Raw genomic sequence first — 21,485 nt, forward strand, 5'->3', positions numbered from 1 at the left:
ACAAATTCTAATGAAGGCATTATTAATAGTAGATGTTCAAAACGACTTTTGTACTGGCGGAGTTTTGGCTGCAAAAGGCGGGGAAGAAGTAGCTCCAATTATTAATAAAATAGCTCCAAATTTTGATTTGGTAATTGCTTCTAAAGATTGGCATCCTATTAAAACAAAACATTTTGATAAGTGGCCGCCACATTGTGTGCAAGAAACGCATGGAGCAGAATTTCATTCCGATTTAAACACAGCAAATATTGATTTAGTTGCTTTAAAAGGAACGGGTACTATAGACGATGGCTATTCTGCTTTTGAAGCTACTAATATTAATCTTATCTCTTTTTTAAAACAAAATAAAATTACCGAGCTCTATGTAAGCGGTATTGCAACCGATTATTGTGTGTTGTCTTCTGCATTGGATTCGGTTAAAGAAGGATTTAAAACCTTTGTTGTAACAGATGCTATACGCGGGGTTAATGTTAATCCAAACGATTCGGAAATAGCGCTACAGCAAATGAAAGAAGCTGGATGTATTTTAATTGCTTCTGAAGAGATTTAGGGGTATTAGTTTATATGATTTTTTTCTAGAAGCATATTTTAATCCCTTATAGAGGGTCTAATTCTCCAATTCCTGCCCTGAGTTTAACTAAGGAATGGCTTTGCGTCGAAATAAGTTAAATTTGTTTCCTTAGAATACCTTGCGGGCTTGCCCCGAGGTAGTTAATTACTTTCAATTTTTCGATACAAGAATTGGTCAATTCAATATTATTCACACATTATTAAAATATAATTTCTATTTTCTTGAAATATTCGTAATTTTCATCTAAAATATTACGAAATGATTAATAAGAAAGAAACATCTGTAGATGAAGCGCTTCAAGGAGTAAAAGACAACATGACTTTTTTGCTTGGAGGGTTTGGACTTTGTGGAATTCCTGAAAATAGCATTAATAAATTGGTAGCGTTGAATGTAAAAAATTTAACGTGTGTTTCTAATAATGCTGGGGTCGATGATTTTGGTCTCGGACTGTTACTTCAAAAAAGACAAATTAAGAAGATGATTTCTTCCTATGTTGGAGAAAATGATGAGTTTGAACGTCAAATGTTGAGTGGGGAGTTGGAAGTAGAGCTTATTCCGCAGGGAACTTTGGCAGAAAGATGTCGTGCTGCCCAAGCTGGAATTCCTGCTTTTTATACTCCAGCAGGTTATGGTACCGAAGTAGGAGAGGGGAAAGAAAGCAGAGTTTTTAATGGGAAACCCCATATTTTGGAACATGCTTTTGAAGCTGATTTTTCTTTTGTTAAAGCGTGGAAAGGAGATGAAGCTGGAAATTTAATCTTTAAAGGAACCGCTCGCAATTTCAATCCTGTTATGTGTGGTGCTGCAAAAATTACCGTTGCTGAGGTTGAAGAGCTTTTGCCAGCAGGAAGTCTGAATCCTAATGAAATACATATCCCCGGAATTTTTGTACAACGTATTTTTAAAGGTGAAAAATATGAAAAACGGATTGAACAATTAACTGTTAGGAAGAAAGAATAAATTTTATAATTTGAAAATTTGAAAATGAGAAATGACAAAGAAAATTTTATAGTTAATCACTCATTCAAGTTTTCACTTGCTATTATTCAATTTTCTGAAGAACTAAGAGGATTGTATAAATATGAAATGGCATCCCAAATTTTTAGATCTGGTACATCTATAGGAGCAAATATTGCTGAAGCACAAAATGCAGAAGGTAAAGCCGATTTTATACATAAGTTTAAAATAGCAGCTAAAGAAGCTGATGAGGTGAAATATTGGTTGAAATTATGTTTAGCGTCTCCTTATTATCCATGTCCAGATGGAATATTATTAGACGATTTGAAATCGATAATATTAGTAATAAGTAAAATTATAGCTACGAGTAAAAACAAGTAATTTTCAAATTACCTCATTTACTAATTAACAAATTAATTATGAGTTTAAATAAAGAACAAATAGCGCAGCGTATTGCCAAGGAAGTTAAAGACGGGTATTATGTAAATTTAGGAATCGGAATCCCTACTTTAGTTGCTAATTATGTACGGGATGATATTTCGGTAGAATTTCAAAGTGAGAATGGCGTTTTAGGAATGGGACCATTTCCTTTTGAAGGAGAAGAAGATGCTGATATTATTAATGCAGGAAAGCAAACCATTACTACGTTAAAAGGAGCTTCTTTTTTTGATTCTTCTTTAAGCTTTGGGATGATTCGTGGGCAACATGTAGATTTAACTATTCTTGGAGCAATGGAAGTGGCGGAGAATGGCGACATTGCCAACTGGAAAATTCCTGGAAAAATGGTAAAAGGAATGGGAGGAGCAATGGATTTGGTAGCTTCCGCAGAAAATATAATTGTTGCTATGATGCATACCAATCGTGCTGGAGAGTCTAAGTTATTAAAAGAATGTTCGCTTCCGTTAACGGGGGTTAAATGTGTAAAAAAGATAGTAACTAATCTTGCTGTTTTGGAGGTAACTAAAGATGGATTTCTATTGTTAGAACGAGCTCCTGGGGTTTCTGTTGATGAAATTAAAAATGCTACAGCTGGGAGGCTTATTGTTAATGAAAACACGCCAGAAATGGTTTTGTAAATCAATTATTAGGGTTTAACTCCTTGTAGTCTGTCTTATGTTTGCTTAAACTCTCTGTATATAAATGAGTTAAATTTATTTTGTTTGAATGCCTACTGTCTGGGCTTACCAAGATAGTGTTAAGAACAGTTTTTTTAAAAGTGCATTTCATCGAATTTTTATATCTCTATATCCGATAATTCATTATTTATTTTAGATTTGCCACCGTCAAAAAGGGATTATTGTGCTAAAACATATAAAATTTTATTTTGACAACAAGATTTGAGAGATTCACAACAAAAATGTGTTTTTCCCAAGGAAGTGTTATAGTTTCATGTTCCTAAAGTCATAAAAATATTACTAACCTACTTAATTATTAGAATAATGACAGACCATGCTTTAACCTATGAAGACAACCAACAAAGTCAATCATTCTTTAATGTTTTAAGTGCAAATGTTAAAGGAACGATTACATTAATGAAAAGTTTAATGTTAATAGCCAAAAAACTTTTAATGTTCTAAATGCCCCAAAAAAGAACATTTCCCCCACTAGTTTTTGCTAATTAAAAAAGAGGTAACAGTTTTGTTGCCTCTTTTTATATACAATTACCTGTTAAATTGTTAATTTGATAATATTTTAATCTTCAAGAAGTCAAATTTTTAATTTTTTAATAAAAAAAATGTATTATTGTTTTTAAAATGATAATATATGAGTCAGCTTACTAAAGAAAGGTATTGGAAAGAGAATTTAAAATACCTTTTCATCTTACTTTCTATATGGTTTTTAGTCTCCTTCGGATTTGGAATTATTTTAGTAGACGAGTTGAATAAAATCAAGCTTGGTGGTTTTAAATTAGGCTTTTGGTTTGCTCAGCAAGGATCTATTTATGTTTTTATTATTCTGATTTTAATATATGTCGTTTTAATGAATCGATTGGATAAAAAATACAACCTAAACGAATAAACTACCTATGTCAGTTCAATTACTAACCTATCTACTTGTTGGAATTACCTTTGCGTTATATATTGGAATAGCTATTTGGAGTCGTGCAGGATCTACCAAAGACTTTTATGTTGCTGGAGGAGGGGTTTCTCCTTTAGCAAATGGAATGGCAACAGCCGCCGATTGGATGTCGGCTGCCTCTTTTATTTCCATGGCTGGAATTATTTCTTTTGCTGGTTATGATGGATCTGTTTTTTTAATGGGGTGGACAGGAGGTTATGTTTTATTGGCATTATTATTAGCTCCTTACCTCAGAAAATTTGGAAAATTCACTGTGCCAGATTTCATTGGCGACAGGTATTATTCTAAAACAGCACGTTTAGTAGCTGTGGTATGTGCTCTTTTTGTTTCTTTTACCTATGTAGCTGGTCAGATGCGGGGAGTGGGAGTGGTTTTTTCTAGGTTTTTGGAAGTAGATGTCAATACTGGGGTTTATATTGGAATGGCAATTGTTTTGTTTTATGCCGTCCTCGGTGGAATGAAAGGTATTACTTACACCCAAGTAGCTCAATATTGTATTTTAATATTTGCTTTTATGGTTCCTGCAATTTTCATTTCTATTCAAATGACGGGAAATCCAATCCCACAATTAGGTTTAGGGGGGCAACTTGCAGATGGAACGTATTTATTAGACAAATTGGATGGACTTCAAGCAGAATTGGGATTTCATGAATATACTTCAGGGTCAAAATCCAAAATTGATGTGTTTTTTATTACCGCTGCCTTAATGATGGGAACTGCGGGATTGCCACATGTAATAGTTCGCTTTTTTACAGTTCCAAAAGTAAAAGATGCTCGTAAATCAGGGCTTTATGCCCTTCTTTTTATAGGAATATTGTATACTACAGCGCCTGCAATTGCAGTTTTTGCTCGTACTAATTTAATTCAAACAGTGAGTAACCAACCTTATGGGAGTATGCCCGAATGGTTTTCTAAATGGGAAGCTACTGGTCTATTAACTTTTACTGATAAAAATAATGATGGCACCATACAATATGTTGCAGATACAACTATTAATGAGCTTGAAATAGATAGAGATATTATGGTGCTCGCCAATCCAGAAATTGCAGACCTACCAAATTGGGTAATAGCATTATTAGCTGCTGGAGGTTTAGCAGCTGCATTATCTACTGCAGCCGGATTGTTATTGGTAATATCCTCTTCTGTATCGCACGATTTACTTAAAAAGATGGTCATGCCCGATATTAATGAGAAACAAGAATTGTGGGCTGCTAGAGGCGCTGCATTAGTAGCCGTTTGTGTTGCAGGATATTTCGGGATTCATCCACCAGGCTATGTGGCTTCTGTTGTTGCTTTAGCTTTTGGTTTAGCGGCAGCTTCATTTTTTCCAGCTATTGTATTGGGTATTTTTTCTAAAAGAATGAACAAAGAAGGAGCAATAGCAGGAATGGTTGTAGGACTTGCTATTACCTTGTATTATATTGCTCGCTTCAGATTACATTGGATTGGAACGATTAATACTTCTGAAGAAAAAGATTGGTGGTTTGGAATTTCACCTGAAGGATTTGGTTCTATCGGAATGATTTTAAATTTTGTTACAGCAATTATAGTATCTAGATTTACCAAAGCTCCGCCTAAGGAGATAGTTGATATTGTTGAAGATATTCGTATTCCTAGTGGAGCTGGAGAAGCGGTCTCACATTAGTCGCTCAGCATAAGAGGTGTTTTTTATTTTTATGCTTTTGTTTAGTTGTGCTATCTTGCTTTAAAGTTTTTACCGAGTGAAAAGTAAGCGTATTACTACTAAAACTAAAAAACCATGGCCAACAAAAGATGCTATGGAACAGATCTATACATTAAATCTTTGGGGAGGTAATAATGCTGATTATTATTCTGGGGAGGGCTCTCATCGTCCAGAAATAGTAAAACCTTATATTGAAACTATTCAAAATTTCTTAAAGTCTTTTGATTTTCCCCCTGTGGTATGCGATTTAGGGTGTGGCGATTTTAATGTAGGGAAATATTTAGTAAAGTACACTAAAAGGTATATTGGAGTAGATATAGTTGAAGGACTTATTAAACGGAATCAAGAAGTTTTTACTCAAGATAATTTAACTTTTGAATGTTTGGATATTGCAACCGATAGTTTGCCTACTGCCGATATTGTTTTAATTAGGCAAGTGCTTCAGCATTTATCAAATAAAGAGGTTCAAAGTATAATAAGTAAATTATCAGCTTATAAATATGTTATTCTAACAGAGCATCTACCTAACGGTAGTTTTGAGCCCAATAAAGATATTATTTCTGGACAGGGAATTCGACTAAAAAAGCAGAGTGGTTTGAACTTATTGATACCTCCCTTCAATTTAAAAATAAAAAAAGAGAAACAATTACTATCAACTTCCTTAAAAGAAGGCAAAGAGGTTATTGTTACTACTTTATATGAAATGAGTTAAATATGTTTTCTTTGAATTTCCACCGAAGTAGTTGATTTTTACTTCCTAACTTTTTTTGCAAGCCGTAGTTGCTTGCTTTTAAATAATGTTTTTATTTTCGAAATGTTTTATTTCGTTCAGCTCCAATTCTTTCGATTCTTTTTCTTCCTCAATATCAAAATCGTCTTGAATTCCAAGCCAGAATTTTGCAGAATTTCCAAAATATTTGCTCAATCGTAAAGCTGTGTCCGCAGTAATTCTGCGATTTCCTTTAATGATTTCCGAAATTCGGGTTTGCGGAATTTTCAAGTCCTTGGAAAGGCGGTATGCGGTGATTTCCAATGGTTCAAGAAATTCGTAATTCAAGATTTCTCCAGGATGTACATTTGCTAACTTTCCCATTTTTATATTTTTTAATGATAATCAATTATTGCAACTTCGCTTGCATTTCCTTTTTCCCATACGAATACAATTCGCCACTGTTTGTTAATCCGAATGCTATAAAATTCGTTTAATTTACCAGTTAGTTTTTCAAGTCGGTTTGACGGGGGAATTCGTAAATCTGTAATATCCTGCGAGTTATTCAACATTCTCAATTTTCGACGTCCGAGACTTTGAATTTCAATCGGCATTTTTTTGACTCGCATTCCGTTCCAAATTTGTTCGGTTTCTTTAGAGCCAAAGGATATAATCATAGTTTTGTGTTACGTTACTAACGTTAAAAGTAAGTATTAAATTTGATTTCTCCAAATGCTGCCTAACTCCTTAAAAAAGTTAATTACTAAACTTTTTTAAGTTTCCCAATTATAAGAAGTCCAGCTCCAATTCCTGTACTTGCTCCAATCCAAAAACCTTCTATATTCATAAAAAAATAAGTTGCAAGACTTAGAAGAAGAATGATTAATCCTACTATTTGTACTTTAATCATTTCAATTTATTTTTTTGAAGTAAAAATGTTTGAAACTAAAAAAGAGGTTTTTTGAAAAAGTAATATGTAGTTGTCGAACTGAGCTTGTCGAACTGAGCTTGTCGAAGTTTCACAACTAACCCCAAAAGAATCCCTCGACAAGCTCAGGATAACATTTAGGGTTTATATACTTTTTTAAAAAGCCTCTTTTATATTAATGTATTTAATGCTTTATGTGCTTAATCTGAGGAATCTACTTTTTCATATTTGCTGAAAGATATTCTCTGTTCATTCGAGCTATGTTCTCAAGAGAAATTCCTTTTGGACATTCAATCTCACAAGCTCCAGTATTAGAACAGTTTCCAAAACCTTCCTCATCCATCTGTCTAACCATATTTAATACACGGTCGGTAGCTTCTATTTGCCCTTGTGGTAACAAAGCAAACTGAGATACTTTTGCTGATGTGAAAAGCATAGCACTTGCATTTTTACAAGCTGCCACACAAGCTCCACAACCAATACAGGTAGCTGCATTAAAAGAATCGTCAGCGTCGTCTTTATTAACTGGAATTGCATTTGCATCGATAGTATTTCCTGAAGTATTTACAGAAATAAAACCACCCGCTTGCTGAATTCTATCAAATGAAGAACGGTCTACAATTAAATCTTTAATTACAGGAAAAGCAGTTGCTCTAAATGGTTCTATAGTAATAGTGTCTCCATCTTTAAACATACGCATATGAAGCTGACATGTAGTAACGCCTCTATCTGGCCCGTGTGGCTCTCCATTTATTTGAAGTGAACATGCACCACAAATCCCTTCTCTACAGTCGTGATCAAATTCTACAGGCTCTTCTCCTTTAGAAATTAATTCTTCATTTAAAACATCTAGCATTTCTAAGAAAGACATATCAGGTTCTACACCAGATATTGGGTAGTCTACCATCTTTCCTTTTGTGTTGGCATCTTTTTGACGCCATATTTTTAATGTAAGATTCATATTATTATATGTTGAAAGTTAATGGTTAATAGTTAATTGGACTTTGCGTTACTTAAATAGTTAATGTAACCATTCAATATTTTAATACAATCAATTACCATCAACCTTGTATCTTCATAAGTTTTATTGTCAATATAATTTTCATCAAGCGCCGTAATTATTTGATCTAATATTCCATATAATGAGCCTCTTGATATCCTGCAAAATTGGGCATTTTCCTTAAAATGAAATCTGCCATAACCCTCTGCTATGTTATGAGTAACCGATCTAGAAGCCCTTCTCATTTGAGACATAAGTTCAAATTTTTCAAACTTGGGAAAGGTTTTTATAACAGAAGCTATTTTTCTTCTTAACTCTGTTCCTTTAACCCAACTGTTCAAATCTTCGAAAGTCTTAATATCACTCATTTTTCATAGAACAAAAATAAAAACGGTTAACAAATAGCAATTAACTATTTATACGAGCGTGTTTTAAGCTCAATGTTTTTATATTCTAATTCTTCTTTGTGTAATACGGCATCGCTAGGAGCTCCTTTGTATTCCCAAGCGGCAACGTATTTAAAGTTCTCATCGTCTCTTTTTGCTTCTCCCTCTTCAGTTTGGTACTCCTCTCTAAAGTGTCCTCCACAAGATTCGTTTCGATGTAAAGCATCTTTAGCAAACAATTCTCCTAATTCTAAGAAATCTGCTACTCTTAACGCTTTTTCTAATTCGCTATTTTTAGAGTCTGCAGAACCAGGAATTAATACATTTTTATGGAAATCTGCACGTAATTCCGCTATTTCTTTAATAGCCGACTCTAGGTCTTTGGCATTACGAGCCATTCCACATTTATTCCACATAATTTTCCCTAATTTTTTGTGGTAATGGTCTACAGAATGCTTCCCTTTATTGTTAACAAGTTTTGCTATCTGATCTTTTACATTTTTTTCAGCTTCATCAAATTCTGGAGAATCTGTTGGGATTTTTCCAGTTCTAATATCATCAGCTAAATAGTTTCCAATAGTGTAAGGTAGCACAAAATAACCATCGGCTAAACCTTGCATTAAGGCAGAAGCTCCAAGTCTATTTGCTCCGTGGTCAGAGAAGTTAGCTTCTCCAGCAGCATAACACCCAGGAATGGTTGTCATTAAATTGTAGTCAACCCAAATACCTCCCATAGTATAATGTACCGCAGGGTAAATCATCATTGGAGTTTTATATGGGTTCTCATCAACAATTTTCTGATACATTTGGAAGAGGTTTCCGTATTTGTTTTCTACTACTTTCTCTCCTAATTCTCTTATTTCCTTTTCTGAAGGATTATGATTTCCATGGATAATAGCTTGTTCTTTTCCGTAACGCTCTATTGCAGATGCGAAATCTAGAAATACCGCTTCTCCAGTTTTGTTTACTCCAAAACCAGCATCACAACGTTCTTTTGCAGCTCTAGATGCAACGTCTCGTGGTACTAAGTTACCAAACGATGGATATCTTCTTTCTAAGTAATAATCTCTATCTTCTTCTGCTAATTCTGTAGGCTTTAATTTTCCTTGACGAATAGCTTCTGCATCTTCTTTTTTCTTCGGAACCCAAATTCTTCCATCGTTACGAAGCGACTCAGACATCAATGTTAATTTTGACTGATGGTCTCCCGAAACAGGAATACATGTTGGGTGAATTTGTGTGTAACAAGGATTGGCAAAATAGGCTCCTTTTTTATGGATTTTCCATGAAGCTGTTACGTTACTTCCCATAGCATTTGTAGATAGGAAAAATACATTTCCATAGCCTCCAGAAGCAATTACTACCGCATGAGCCGAGTGGCGTTCTATTTCTCCAGTAACTAAGTTTCTCGCAATAATTCCACGAGCTTTTCCGTCTACAATTACTACGTCTAACATTTCGTGGCGATTAAAAGATTGGATCTTTCCACGGTTAATTTGACGATTCATAGCTGCATAAGCTCCCAATAAAAGCTGTTGCCCTGTTTGTCCTTTTGCGTAAAAAGTTCTAGAAACTAAAACCCCTCCAAAAGAACGATTGTCTAACATTCCACCATATTCACGAGCAAAAGGAACTCCTTGCGCCACACACTGGTCGATTATGTTAGCCGAAACTTCTGCTAAACGATATACGTTTGCTTCACGAGAACGGTAATCTCCTCCTTTAACAGTGTCATAAAATAACCTGTAAGTAGAATCTCCATCTCCTTGATAGTTTTTTGCTGCGTTAATACCTCCTTGTGCTGCAATTGAGTGTGCACGACGAGGAGAATCTTGATAGCAAAAAGTTTTTACATTGTATCCAAGTTCTGCTAATGTTGCTGCTGCAGAACCTCCTGCTAAACCTGTTCCAACAACAATAACATCAATGTTACGCTTGTTAGCAGGGTTAACTAAGTTAATTTCATTTTTATAATTGACCCACTTATTGGCTAAATCGCCTTGTGGTATTTTAGAATCTAATGTTGCCATAATACTTAAATCTATTGATTAAAATGATGGAAAAGTGCGATGAAAATAAACCCTAATGGAATGCAAATCGCAAAGAACTTTCCAAAAGTTTTAAGTGCTGGAGTGAACTTGTTGTTGAATCCAACCGACTGGAATGCGGATTGAAAACCATGAAGCAAGTGTAATGCTAATAAAACAAAAGCAATTACATATGCACCAACACGAATTGGATTATGGAATTTTTCTACTAACTCACCATAATATCTTGTTGGGTCTTCTGGAGCAAACTCGATATATTTATGATTTATCTCTGGAAACCAGAAATCAATAAAGTGAAGCACTATAAAAGCTAAGATTACCAAACCACTATAAATCATGTTTCTAGAAACCCATGTAGTATTTGCACTTGCATTAAAGCTTTTGTAGCTAATGCTTCTAGCTTTTTTATTTTTTACTTCCAAAATAAAACCCATCACAAAATGAAATACAACCGCAAATATTAATATAGGTTGCATTAAAAATTGAACTAAAAAATTAGTCCCCATAAAATGGGAGAGTTCATTAAAAGTACTTTCGCTTATTACAGAGGTAAAATTGATTATAAAATGCTGTAAAAGGAAGATTAATAAGAATATAGCTGAAAGTGCCATGGCTACTTTTCTAGCTATTGTTGAATTTAACATTCCGCTCATTAGAAATTATTTATTTAATACGTACAAAAGTACAGTACGAATAAGTTATTAACAAACTTTCGTTTCTGTTTTAATCGCAATTTAGAATGAATTTAAAGTAATTGTTGTAAAAATAATCCTTTTCTGACTACAACGTTATATTTACGTATAATTACTTAGTTTTTTATTAAAAAAATTAATGATAAGTTTCTAATTAAAGGAGGGATTGTAGAATAGGAACAAAATGAATGTGGCTTTCTAAAAAGTAATTTGTAGTTGTTAAGCTGATATTTATAGTTTAGATACTTTTTTATTAATGTCCGAGAAAAAATACAAGACGGTTTCGCTATAAGAAAAAAGAACAAAGACTAAATATTAACTGTCATAAAATAAGTAGTTTAAAGAAGTAGCCTTACTGAAATCCTTTTTTTAGGTAGTGTCCAATAAATTTCGTTAACTTTTATCGAACAATAGTAATACTTTTTAGAAAGCCATCATCATAATGTTGTAATGTAAGTCTATTTATATGAATAATTTACAGTAGCATTGCTTATTTCATCACTGTTTACAATAACAGTTTTAGCAAGTATCGGGTATTTATCTTCATCATATGTGTATTTTACTTGTGATGTAAACGAAACAGTACCGGTACTAGCATCTTTAAAAATCATTGAAGTAGGGTTGTTGTATGGAATTAATGCTTTTGCTTTAGTTAGAGCTTGGTTTGTAGGTACTAAAGAGAAATTAAGATCGACTCTATCTAATACTTCTAGAATTCCACCTGCTTCAAGTGTGTAAAAGAAAAAGTTCGGGTTGGAATCATAAGTTATTTCACCATCATAAAATATAGACTCTCCATTATCTTCGCCGTCATAAACTCTAATTTTAGTAGGATTTCCATTTTTATCATATTCTGTAACTTGTCCTATTTCAAACGCATTATAAGGGGCTTGATAAAACTCGCTTATTGAAATGTTATCATCAGTATCATTACCAGTAATTGTCTCTAACTTTCCAGAAGTTGAATATTTAAATACCACAGATCCATCTTCATCACTAACAGTATTTAGTTTTCCATCAGCATCATAACTAAAGGTTGTATTTATACCTTCATCAAGATTGCTATCGTCAATTACCTTAATACTAGTAAGGTATTTCTTTTTAACATCGTTACCGTTAGTTTCTTTAAACTCTTCTTCACTGTCTTTACTGCATGATGTAGCTAGAGTAATACATGCTAAGAACAGAAGGGTGTTAATTGTTTTCATAATTATTCTTTGTAAAGTTATATTTATTTTCTTCAAATATAACAAATAATCTATATGGTTGTATTAAAACTTTATACCTAGTTTAACACCAAAAGCATCTATTCTTATTATTTTTGGCAAAATTCAAAATAAACAGAGATGAAGTACGATTTAATAGACAGCAATCTTTTTATAAAAAACCGTCAAAAATTTATGGCTCAGATGAAGCCTAAAAGTATAGCGGTTTTTAATTCTAATGATATATATCCAATTGGTTCCGATAGTACAATGCCTTTTCAACAAGCTAGAGATTTGTTTTATTTAAGTGGTGTAGATCAGGAAGAAAGTATTTTGGTTTTATTTCCTGATGCGCATGAAGCTAAGCACAGAGAAATTTTATTTGTTAGGGAAACCAATGATCATATTGCGGTTTGGGAAGGAGAAAAACTTACTAAAGAAAAAGCTTTGGAAGTTTCTGGAATTAAAACAACGTATTGGTTGAAAGATTTCGGGAAAGTTTTTTATGATATTATGACGGAAGCAGCTACTGTATATTTTAATACAAATGAGCATTATCGTCAATCTGTGGAAACAGAAACTCGTGAAGATCGTTTTATTGATTGGTGTAAAAATAAATTCCCAGCTCATAAATGGGAAAAGAGTAATCAAATATTGCAAGAGTTAAGAGGAACTAAAGAGCCTCAGGAAATAGAATTAATGCAACAGGCTTGTAATATTACTGAGAAAGCATTTAAAAGGGTATTGAAGTTTACTAAACCGGGAGTTTGGGAATACGAAATAGAAGCGGAGTTTATTCATGAATTTACTCGTAATAGATCTCGCGGTTTTGCATATACTCCTATTATAGCTTCTGGAAATAACGCAAACGTACTTCATTATATTGAAAATAAAATGCAATGTAAAGAAGGAGAGCTGTTGTTAATCGATGCTGGTGCAGAATACGCCAATTACGCTAGTGATATGACGCGTACCATTCCTGTAAGCGGTAGATTTTCTGAGCGCCAAAAACAAGTCTATAACGCTGTTTTAAAGGTAAAAAAAGAAGCTACTTCAATGTTAGTTCCAGGAACTATGTGGAAAGAGTATCATGAAGAGGTTGGGAAATTAATGACGAGCGAGCTTCTTGGTTTAGGATTATTAGACAAAGCAGCTATTCAGAATGAAGATCCTGAATGGCCAGCGTACAAAAAGTATTTTATGCATGGAACTAGTCATCATATTGGATTAGATACGCATGATTATGGGCCACTTAAAAAACCGATGCAAGCTAATATGGTTTTCACTGTAGAGCCAGGAATTTATTTGCCAGACGAAGGTTTTGGAATTCGTTTAGAAGACGATGTTGTTATTCAGGAGTCTGGAGAGCCTTTTAATTTAATGAGAAATATTCCATTGGAGGTTGAAGAGATTGAAGATTGGATGAATAAATAAAAGTAGTTTTTAACATAGAACTCGTTTAAACGAGTTCATACTATAAAATTGTTACTTTGAGCGTAATCCAAATGTTTGTAGATTACGCTCAATCTAACAGATTTTTTTATAATAGTATTTGTAAATGAGACTCAACTTTAAAGGAACGGATATTTTTTATGAAGATGCGGGAAAAGGCTCTGCTGTAGTACTACTTCATGGATTTTTGGAAAACGTTACAATTTGGAATTCTTTAAAAGAAGAGCTTTTAAGTCGCTATCGGGTTATAACTATAGATTTATTAGGTCATGGAAAAACAGGCTGTTTGGGATATGTGCATACCATGGAAATGATGGCAGAAACTGTAAAAGCTGTTTTAGATGAGTTAATGGTTAGGCGTGTTTCTTTAATTGGACATTCTATGGGAGGCTATGTAGCTTTAGCTTTTGCAGAAGCACATCCAGACGATGTAAAAGCTTTGGTGCTAGTAAATTCTACAACAAGTGCCGATTCTGAAGTTAAGAAAAAGAACAGGGATAGAGCTATAGATATGGTAAAGCACAACCATAAAAGCTTTGTTCGGATGGGAATTGCTAATCTTTTTCGACCTAAAAACCGTAAAATTTTTGCTGAAGAAATAAAAGCTCTAAAAAAGGAAGCCCTAAAAACTCCAGTTCAAGGTATTGTGGCTGCTTTAGAAGGGATGAAAATTAGAAACGATAGAGAAATATTACTACACTTTACGCCCTTTCAAAAAATGATGATTATAGGGAGGAAAGATCCTGTGTTAAACTATGAAGCTTTGATAGAACAAGTAGAAGAAGCGGAGGTGAAAGTAGTAGAATTTCCCGATGGACATATGAGTTTTATTGAAAACAAATCGCAATTCATCGATAATATCAAGAAATTTTTGAAAAAAGTTTGATAATTAACAGAATTTGTATAAGTTAACACTGCCCAAAATACATAACCTATATGAAATCCTCTAAAACTACAGTCAAAAAAGCACTCTGTTCCGTGTTCGGACATCGCTATGTGGTGTCGAAAAAAATCACTTCCCACATAGTTGAATATCAGTGCAAAACATGTAAGTGTGAACTTACAACAACCGAAACAGGTCATTTAGATATTTTAACTCCCGAGTGGAGGGAAATAAATGAAACGCTAGCGTATTTATATAAGAAAAGGCGCGAAGTTCATTCAGTAGTCTAAGGTTTACTTCGGTTCTTATTCTTTTTCGTTTTCCTCAAAAGAATTCCAGCCTCTAGCTTGGAGTGGTATTTTTGTATTGGCACGTGTTATTAAATGCATGCCCTCACTCTCTTGCGTCATATGTCCGATTATAGACAAATGCGGATTGGCTTTTATTTTTGGAAAATCTTCTTGAGCTACGGTAAATAATAGTTCGTAATCTTCACCACCACTTAAAGCTACAGTTGTACTGCTCAGGTTAAATTCTTCAGAAGTAGATATTACTTGTGGATCTAGTGGAATTTTATCTTCATATAAATTACAACCTACTTTAGATTGCTTGCATAGATGGATAATTTCTGATGATAATCCGTCGCTAATATCTATCATAGCGGTTGGTTTTACCTCAAGTTTTTTCAATAACTCAGGAATATCTTTTCGAGCTTCTGGTTTAAGTTGGCGTTCAATAATGTAGGAATACATGTCTAAATCAGGTTGATTTTGAGGATTCACCTTAAAAACTTCCTTCTCACGTTCTAGAATTTGAAGTCCGAGGTATGCGCCTCCTAAATCTCCAGAAACCACTAGCAAATCGTTAGATTTTGCCGTATTTCGGTAAACAATATCTTCTTGGTTAGCTTCGCCTAATGCTGTAACGGTAATTAAAAGTCCTTTGTTAGAAGATGTTGTGTCGCCACCAATTAAATCCACTTCGTATAAATCGCATGCGTGTTTAATGCCAGCATATAATTCTTCTAAAGCTTCTAGTGGAAAGCGATTAGAAACAGCAATAGAAACTGTAATTTGTGTTGCTTTGGCGTTCATAGCATACACATCGGAAAGATTTACCATTACCGATTTATAGCCTAAATGTTTAAGCGGCATATAACTAAGGTCGAAATGTACATTTTCAACCAGTAAATCGGTTGTTACAATGGCTTTTTTATCTTTAAAATCGATTACAGCGGCATCATCACCAATCCCTTTTATGGTAGATGAATGTTTTATTTCAAAATTTTTGGTTAGATGTTCTATCAAACCAAACTCTCCTAATTGAGAAATTGATGTGCGTTGTGGATTTTTATCTTCTATCATGCTGCAAAGATAGTTAAAGTTGAAAGTTATGAAGTTTGTAAAGTGGAAAAGTTGAAAGTTTGTAAAGTAAAAAAGTTATGCTGTTATGGAGTTACGCTGTTACAAAGGAAAAAACTGCTTACTGAACACTTTTTTATTGAAAGATTGAAGGATTGAAGGATTGAAAAAGTCGGGAGTCCGAAGTCTGAAGCCGAAGTAAAAGTTATGCTGTTATGTTGTTACGATGTTACAAAGGAAAAAGTTAAGAAGTTATCGAGTTATGTTGTTACGATGTTTTAGGAAAGTTTTTTACCTTCTGCATCCTGTCTCCCGACTTCGGACTTCCGTCTTCATTTCATTTCCACTTTACAAATTTATAACTTTGTCCCTCTGCATCTTTGAACCTTTGCCACTTTGAACCTTTGAAGGATTGAAAAAGTCGGGAGTTGGAAGACAGAATGCAGTGTTCAGTATGCGTACATTTTCAATCAAGAGTCAAGAATGTAAAAAAAATGTATTCTTATTCTTTTGAAAATCTTGTAAACTACAAACCATAAACAATAAACCAAAAACCTACTGCTTATTGAAAGATTGAAGCATTTCATTACTTTGCCTCTTTGCCTCTTTGCCTCTTTGTCTCTTTGTCCCTTTGAGTTAAAAAGTTAAGAAGTTATCGAGTTACGATGTTTCAGGAAAGTTTTTTTACCTTCTGCATCCTGTCTTCTGAACACTGCCTACTGCCTACTGCAAATTCAGCTTTCAAAACGGGCTTTAAGAAAAGTTTGTAAGGAATTACAGAAAATCATAACAAATCTCTATGATTGGATATAATATAATAATGCGAATAAGTATGGTAAATCGTGCCGAATATCTTATTTTTGTAAACTATTTTGAAAGAACAGTTTTATTATGATAAAAGTTTCTGAAACAGCGAAAAAGAAAATATCAGAGTTAATGTCGGACGATGGTTTCGATGTGGCTCAGGATTATGTGCGCGTAGGAGTGAAGAGTGGTGGTTGTAGCGGATTATCATACGACTTAAAATTTGATAAAAGTAAAGCCGAAGAAGATAAAATGTTTGAAGACAATGATGTAAAAATCATTGTAGACAAAAAAAGCTTTTTATACTTAATCGGAACCGTTTTGGAATATTCTGGCGGTTTAAACGGAAAAGGTTTTGTTTTTAACAATCCAAATGCACAAAGAACCTGCGGTTGTGGGGAGAGTTTTTCGTTGTAGAATAAGTTAATGAGTGAAAGTAAAAAAATAGGAAATATAACTTTTGAAGATTTAGAAGTTTATAAACTAACTCTTGCATTTACCATTAAAATCTTTGACTTGCTAAACGAAAAACAATTTGAGAGGGAGTTTTCTTTCAAAGATCAATTAAAAAGAGCTACACTTTCAATTTCCAATAATATTGCAGAAGGATTTGAAAGAGAAACAGACAAAGAATATATACGTTTTCTATATTTCTCCAAAGGATCTGCGGGCGAAGTGAGAAATATTTTAAACATATTAAAAGAAACGAATTATATAAATGAAGATAAATGGTTACTATAAAGGGTGAAGTTACCATAATATCAAAACAGCTTTCAAATTACATTAGGTATATTAAAAAGCGAAGTGATGTTGTTTAACTCTTTAACTTTTATCTTACTTACTATAGAATATGGCATATACCGAAGAAGAATTAAAAAAAGAGCTCGAAACGAAAGAATATGAGTACGGGTTTTATACCGATATAGAATCGGATACATTGCCTGTTGGGTTAAACGAAGATATCGTTAGAGCAATTTCGTTAAAAAAGAATGAGCCAGCATGGATGACAGAGTGGCGTTTAGAAGCTTATAGAGCTTGGACACAAATGGAAGAACCTGCATGGGCAAATGTGACTTATGAAAAACCAGATTTTCAAGCTATTTCCTATTATTCGGCACCTATGAAAAAGCCGAAATATGAAAGCTTGGATGAAGTGGATCCAGAGTTACTAGATACTTTTAAAAAATTAGGAATTTCTGTAGACGAGCAGAAAAAACTAGCTGGAGTTGCAGTAGATATTGTAATGGATTCTGTTTCTGTAGCTACAACGTTTAAAAAGACGCTAGCTGAAAAAGGAATTATATTTTGTTCCATTTCTGAAGCAATTCAAGAGCATCCAGAATTAGTTAAGAAATATATCGGAACAGTAGTTCCAGAGAGAGATAATTTCTATGCTGCATTAAACTCAGCAGTATTTTCTGATGGTTCATTTTGTTACATTCCAAAAGGTGTTCGTTGCCCAATGGAATTGTCAACTTACTTCCGTATCAATCAAGCGGGAACTGGTCAGTTTGAAAGAACCTTAGTAATTGCAGATGAAGGAAGTTATGTAAGTTACTTAGAAGGATGTACAGCACCAACAAGAGATGAAAACCAATTGCATGCTGCGGTTGTAGAATTAATAGCATTGGATGATGCTGAAATAAAATATTCTACAGTACAAAACTGGTACCCAGGAAATAAAGAAGGTAAAGGAGGAGTTTTCAACTTTGTTACCAAAAGAGGCTTGTGTGAGAAAAATGCAAAAATTAGCTGGACACAAGTAGAAACTGGATCTGCAGTAACATGGAAATACCCTTCTTGTATTTTAAAAGGAGATAATTCTGTTGGAGAGTTTTATTCTATTGCTGTAACTAATAATTATCAGCAGGCAGATACAGGTACGAAAATGATTCATCTTGGAAAAAACACAAAAAGTACCATTATTTCAAAAGGTATTTCTGCTGGGAAATCTCAAAATAGCTACCGTGGTTTAGTACAGGTAAATAGTAGAGCGGATAATGCTCGTAATTTCTCTCAGTGTGATTCCCTATTAATGGGGAACGAGTGTGGCGCACACACATTTCCGTACATAGAAACTAAAAATAAAACAGCTCAGATAGAGCACGAAGCCACTACAAGTAAAATTGGAGAAGACCAAATATTTTACTGTAACCAACGTGGTATAGATACCGAAAAGGCAATTGCACTTATTGTAAATGGTTTCAGTAAAGAGGTATTAAATAAGCTTCCTATGGAGTTTGCCGTAGAAGCACAAAAATTATTGGAAATTTCATTAGAAGGTTCCGTAGGATAAACAGTAGTTAAAGGTTGGTAGTTTATAGTTGTTCGTAGTTCTTTTTGAGACGCTGTAACAACACAACATCATAACAATATAACAAAAGACAAATGTTAAAGATTGAAAATTTACACGCTAGTATAGACGATAAAGAAATTTTGAGAGGGATCAACCTTGAAGTTAAACCAGGAGAAGTACATGCTATAATGGGGCCAAATGGTTCTGGTAAAAGTACATTATCGTCGGTGATTGCAGGGAATGAAGATTTTGAAGTAACCGATGGGAAAATTAGTTTTTTAGAAGAAGATATTGCTGAATTAGCACCAGAAGAAAGAGCCCATAAAGGCATTTTCTTATCATTTCAATATCCTGTTGAAATTCCAGGAGTTTCCGTTACTAACTTTATGAAAACGGCTATCAATGAAAGTCGCAGAGCACAAGGACTAGAAGATATGCCAGCAAATGAGATGCTGAAGAAAATTCGTGAGAAATCGGAATTATTAGAAATCGACCGTAAGTTTCTTTCTCGTTCTTTAAATCAAGGGTTTTCTGGAGGAGAGAAAAAGCGTAACGAAATTTTCCAAATGGCAATGCTAGAGCCTAAATTGGCTATTTTAGATGAAACCGATTCTGGATTAGATATCGATGCGTTGCGTATTGTTTCTGATGGGGTAAACAGATTAAAATCTAAAGACAATGCGGTAGTGGTAATTACACATTACCAACGTTTGTTAGAGTATATTGTTCCAGATTATGTGCACGTATTATTAAACGGAAGAATTGTAAAATCTGGTGGCAAAGAATTGGCCTTAGAATTAGAAGAAAAAGGTTACGATTGGATTAAGCAGGAAGTGGCGGTTTAAAGCCATTTGTGCTTTTTATTCTCAAAAGAGCTCTCACCCTGAGCCCTGTCGAAGGGTATTTTAGATGACTCTTGTATTAATGAAAGTGCTTCGACAAGCTCAGCATGACAAGAAAAATTAAATTATAGAACTGAGGTTTTTTTAGAGAATTTAGTGTTAATCTAACTCTCAAAACCCAGAAACCAGAATATAGAATGGAATTAAAAGATAAATTAATATCATCGTTTATGGCTTTTGAAAATCGTGTGGATGTAGAACATCCAGTACACGATATTCGTACCGAAGCTATAAAGTTTTTCGAAGAAAAAGGATTTCCAACAAAGAAGGATGAAGCGTGGAAGTATACTTCACTTAAAACATTATTGAAAAACGATTATAGTGTTTTCCCAAAGGAAGAATCTGCCTTAGAATTTAAAGATGTAAAAAAATATTTTATACACGATATTGATAGCTATAAAATAGTTTTTATTGATGGTATCTACAGTTCTCACTTGTCACAAACATCACACGAAGGATTAGATGTATGTTTAATGAGTTCTGCTCTTTCGAAACCTAAATATCAATTGATTATTGAAAACTATTTCAATAAAATTGCTAAAACCGATGATAGTCTTACCTCTTTAAACACTGCTTTCTCTCGTGAAGGAGCTTTTATTAATATTCCGAAGGGAAAAGTGGTAGATAAGCCTATTCAAATCATTCATTTAGCAACAGGGAAAGAGTCTTCTATAATGTTGCAGCCAAGAAGTCTGGTGGTAGTAGGAGAAAATGCGCACGTTCAAATTATTGAGCGTCATCAAAGCCTTACCGATAACCCAGTACTTACAAATGCGGTTACAGAAATATTTACTCACAAACGAGGAATCGTAGATTACTATAAAATTCAGAATGACAATCCGAATGCATCGTTGATAGATAATACATACATTTCTCAGCAACAAAATAGTCATGCATCCGTTCATACATTCTCTTTTGGAGGGAAAATTACACGTAATAATCTTCAATTTGTTCATAAAGGAGAGCATATCAATTCTACTTTAAAGGGGATTACAATTACAGAAGATAAGCAACATGTAGACCATAGTACTTTGGTGCATCATGCTACTCCAAATTGTGAGAGTCACCAAGACTATAAAGGAATTTATTCCGATAGTAGTACAGGAGTTTTTAACGGGCGTATTATTGTTGAAAAGGAGGCTCAAAAAACTAATGGCTTTCAGCAAAGTAATAATATTTTAATTGACGATAAAGCAACAATCAATGCTAAACCTCAGTTAGAAATTTTTGCTGATGATGTAAAATGTTCACATGGTTGTACTATCGGACAATTAGATGAAGAAGCGTTGTTTTACCTTCAGTCAAGAGGGATTCCAAAAAAGGAAGCGCGTGCATTATTAATGTATGCTTTTGCTAATAATGTTTTAGAAAGCGTTAAAATACCAGAAGTTAAAACACGTATTAATAAATTAATAGCAATGAAATTGGGTGTTAAAGTCGGCTTCGATTTATAACAAGCAATTAACTATGTACAGGCCCGAATATTCTTTATGAGTATTCGGGTTTTTTGTTTTATGAAATCTATTTG

Annotated in this window: 23 protein-coding genes; 14 read left to right on the top strand and 9 right to left on the bottom strand. The window is 33.8% G+C overall.

Annotated elements, in window-relative coordinates:
* Positions 1–10 precede the first annotated feature (10 nt).
* The 7 genes from JOOMADRAFT_RS04470 to JOOMADRAFT_RS04500 all read left to right on the top strand — a co-directional run bounded on the left by JOOMADRAFT_RS04470 (position 11) and on the right by JOOMADRAFT_RS04500 (position 6,003).
* Entirely contained in the window at positions 11–550 is a 540-nt protein-coding gene (locus tag JOOMADRAFT_RS04470; protein WP_008611591.1) for an isochorismatase family protein, read from the top strand.
* A gap of 279 nt (positions 551–829) precedes the next feature.
* The gene (locus tag JOOMADRAFT_RS04475; RefSeq protein ID WP_008611592.1) at positions 830–1,531 is read left to right on the top strand and encodes a CoA transferase subunit A; all 702 of its coding nucleotides are present in this window, start codon (positions 830–832) and stop codon (positions 1,529–1,531) included.
* A 24-nt stretch (positions 1,532–1,555) separates the two neighbouring features.
* Positions 1,556–1,909: a four helix bundle protein gene (locus tag JOOMADRAFT_RS04480; RefSeq protein WP_008611594.1), complete on the top strand. Its 354-nt coding sequence runs from the start codon at positions 1,556–1,558 to the stop codon at positions 1,907–1,909.
* Positions 1,910–1,947: 38 nt separating this feature from the next.
* A complete protein-coding gene (locus tag JOOMADRAFT_RS04485; RefSeq protein WP_008611595.1) occupies positions 1,948–2,604 on the top strand; it encodes a CoA transferase subunit B in 657 nt (218 codons plus the stop codon).
* A 688-nt stretch (positions 2,605–3,292) separates the two neighbouring features.
* Positions 3,293–3,547, top strand: a complete 255-nt coding sequence (locus JOOMADRAFT_RS04490) for a DUF4212 domain-containing protein (RefSeq protein WP_008611599.1) — start codon at positions 3,293–3,295, stop codon at positions 3,545–3,547.
* Positions 3,548–3,554: 7 nt separating this feature from the next.
* A complete protein-coding gene (locus JOOMADRAFT_RS04495) occupies positions 3,555–5,252 on the top strand; it encodes a sodium:solute symporter family protein (protein WP_008611600.1) in 1,698 nt (565 codons plus the stop codon).
* A 76-nt stretch (positions 5,253–5,328) separates the two neighbouring features.
* Complete coding sequence (locus tag JOOMADRAFT_RS04500) at positions 5,329–6,003, top strand: class I SAM-dependent methyltransferase (protein ID WP_008611606.1); 675 nt, start codon at positions 5,329–5,331, stop codon at positions 6,001–6,003.
* Positions 6,004–6,081: 78 nt separating this feature from the next.
* Here JOOMADRAFT_RS04500 and JOOMADRAFT_RS04505 read toward each other — a convergent pair whose 3' ends face one another.
* The 8 genes from JOOMADRAFT_RS04505 to JOOMADRAFT_RS04535 all read right to left on the bottom strand — a co-directional run bounded on the left by JOOMADRAFT_RS04505 (position 6,082) and on the right by JOOMADRAFT_RS04535 (position 12,262).
* Entirely contained in the window at positions 6,082–6,384 is a 303-nt protein-coding gene (locus JOOMADRAFT_RS04505) for a HigA family addiction module antitoxin (RefSeq protein WP_008611607.1), read from the bottom strand.
* An 11-nt stretch (positions 6,385–6,395) separates the two neighbouring features.
* Positions 6,396–6,677 (bottom strand): type II toxin-antitoxin system RelE/ParE family toxin, encoded by a 282-nt coding sequence (locus tag JOOMADRAFT_RS04510; RefSeq protein WP_008611609.1) that lies wholly within the window; start codon positions 6,675–6,677, stop codon positions 6,396–6,398.
* 86 nt (positions 6,678–6,763) lie between these two features.
* Entirely contained in the window at positions 6,764–6,910 is a 147-nt protein-coding gene (locus JOOMADRAFT_RS20125) for a hypothetical protein (RefSeq protein ID WP_008611610.1), read from the bottom strand.
* 232 nt (positions 6,911–7,142) lie between these two features.
* Positions 7,143–7,889 (bottom strand): succinate dehydrogenase/fumarate reductase iron-sulfur subunit, encoded by a 747-nt coding sequence (locus JOOMADRAFT_RS04515; protein ID WP_008611612.1) that lies wholly within the window; start codon positions 7,887–7,889, stop codon positions 7,143–7,145.
* Between the two features lie 32 nt (positions 7,890–7,921).
* A complete protein-coding gene (locus JOOMADRAFT_RS04520) occupies positions 7,922–8,296 on the bottom strand; it encodes a four helix bundle protein (RefSeq protein ID WP_008611613.1) in 375 nt (124 codons plus the stop codon).
* A gap of 44 nt (positions 8,297–8,340) precedes the next feature.
* Positions 8,341–10,344 (bottom strand): fumarate reductase/succinate dehydrogenase flavoprotein subunit, encoded by a 2,004-nt coding sequence (locus tag JOOMADRAFT_RS04525; RefSeq protein ID WP_008611614.1) that lies wholly within the window; start codon positions 10,342–10,344, stop codon positions 8,341–8,343.
* 11 nt (positions 10,345–10,355) lie between these two features.
* Entirely contained in the window at positions 10,356–11,015 is a 660-nt protein-coding gene (locus JOOMADRAFT_RS04530; protein WP_008611615.1) for a succinate dehydrogenase cytochrome b subunit, read from the bottom strand.
* Between the two features lie 497 nt (positions 11,016–11,512).
* Entirely contained in the window at positions 11,513–12,262 is a 750-nt protein-coding gene (locus JOOMADRAFT_RS04535) for a hypothetical protein (RefSeq protein ID WP_008611616.1), read from the bottom strand.
* Positions 12,263–12,400: 138 nt separating this feature from the next.
* Between JOOMADRAFT_RS04535 and JOOMADRAFT_RS04540 the strand changes: the two genes are divergently transcribed.
* Positions 12,401–13,693 (top strand): aminopeptidase P family protein, encoded by a 1,293-nt coding sequence (locus tag JOOMADRAFT_RS04540; RefSeq protein WP_008611617.1) that lies wholly within the window; start codon positions 12,401–12,403, stop codon positions 13,691–13,693.
* 124 nt (positions 13,694–13,817) lie between these two features.
* Positions 13,818–14,597: an alpha/beta fold hydrolase gene (locus JOOMADRAFT_RS04545; RefSeq protein ID WP_008611618.1), complete on the top strand. Its 780-nt coding sequence runs from the start codon at positions 13,818–13,820 to the stop codon at positions 14,595–14,597.
* A 302-nt stretch (positions 14,598–14,899) separates the two neighbouring features.
* On the opposite strand, the gene thiL is transcribed toward JOOMADRAFT_RS04545, so the two are convergent.
* Entirely contained in the window at positions 14,900–15,958 is a 1,059-nt protein-coding gene (thiL, locus tag JOOMADRAFT_RS04550; RefSeq protein WP_008611620.1) for a thiamine-phosphate kinase, read from the bottom strand.
* Positions 15,959–16,846: 888 nt separating this feature from the next.
* On the opposite strand from thiL, the gene JOOMADRAFT_RS04555 reads away from it, so the two are divergent.
* The 5 genes from JOOMADRAFT_RS04555 to sufD all read left to right on the top strand — a co-directional run bounded on the left by JOOMADRAFT_RS04555 (position 16,847) and on the right by sufD (position 21,411).
* Positions 16,847–17,176, top strand: coding sequence for a HesB/IscA family protein (locus JOOMADRAFT_RS04555; RefSeq protein WP_008611622.1), 330 nt, complete (start codon positions 16,847–16,849; stop codon positions 17,174–17,176).
* A gap of 9 nt (positions 17,177–17,185) precedes the next feature.
* Positions 17,186–17,500, top strand: coding sequence for a four helix bundle protein (locus JOOMADRAFT_RS04560; RefSeq protein WP_008611623.1), 315 nt, complete (start codon positions 17,186–17,188; stop codon positions 17,498–17,500).
* A gap of 109 nt (positions 17,501–17,609) precedes the next feature.
* A complete protein-coding gene (sufB, locus tag JOOMADRAFT_RS04565) occupies positions 17,610–19,055 on the top strand; it encodes a Fe-S cluster assembly protein SufB (RefSeq protein ID WP_008611624.1) in 1,446 nt (481 codons plus the stop codon).
* Between the two features lie 92 nt (positions 19,056–19,147).
* Positions 19,148–19,900, top strand: a complete 753-nt coding sequence (gene sufC / locus JOOMADRAFT_RS04570) for a Fe-S cluster assembly ATPase SufC (RefSeq protein ID WP_008611626.1) — start codon at positions 19,148–19,150, stop codon at positions 19,898–19,900.
* A 194-nt stretch (positions 19,901–20,094) separates the two neighbouring features.
* Entirely contained in the window at positions 20,095–21,411 is a 1,317-nt protein-coding gene (gene sufD, locus JOOMADRAFT_RS04575; protein ID WP_008611627.1) for a Fe-S cluster assembly protein SufD, read from the top strand.
* Positions 21,412–21,485: the final 74 nt, after the last annotated feature.

This window comes from Galbibacter orientalis DSM 19592 (assembly GCF_000260115.1).
GTDB lineage: Bacteria > Bacteroidota > Bacteroidia > Flavobacteriales > Flavobacteriaceae > Galbibacter > Galbibacter orientalis.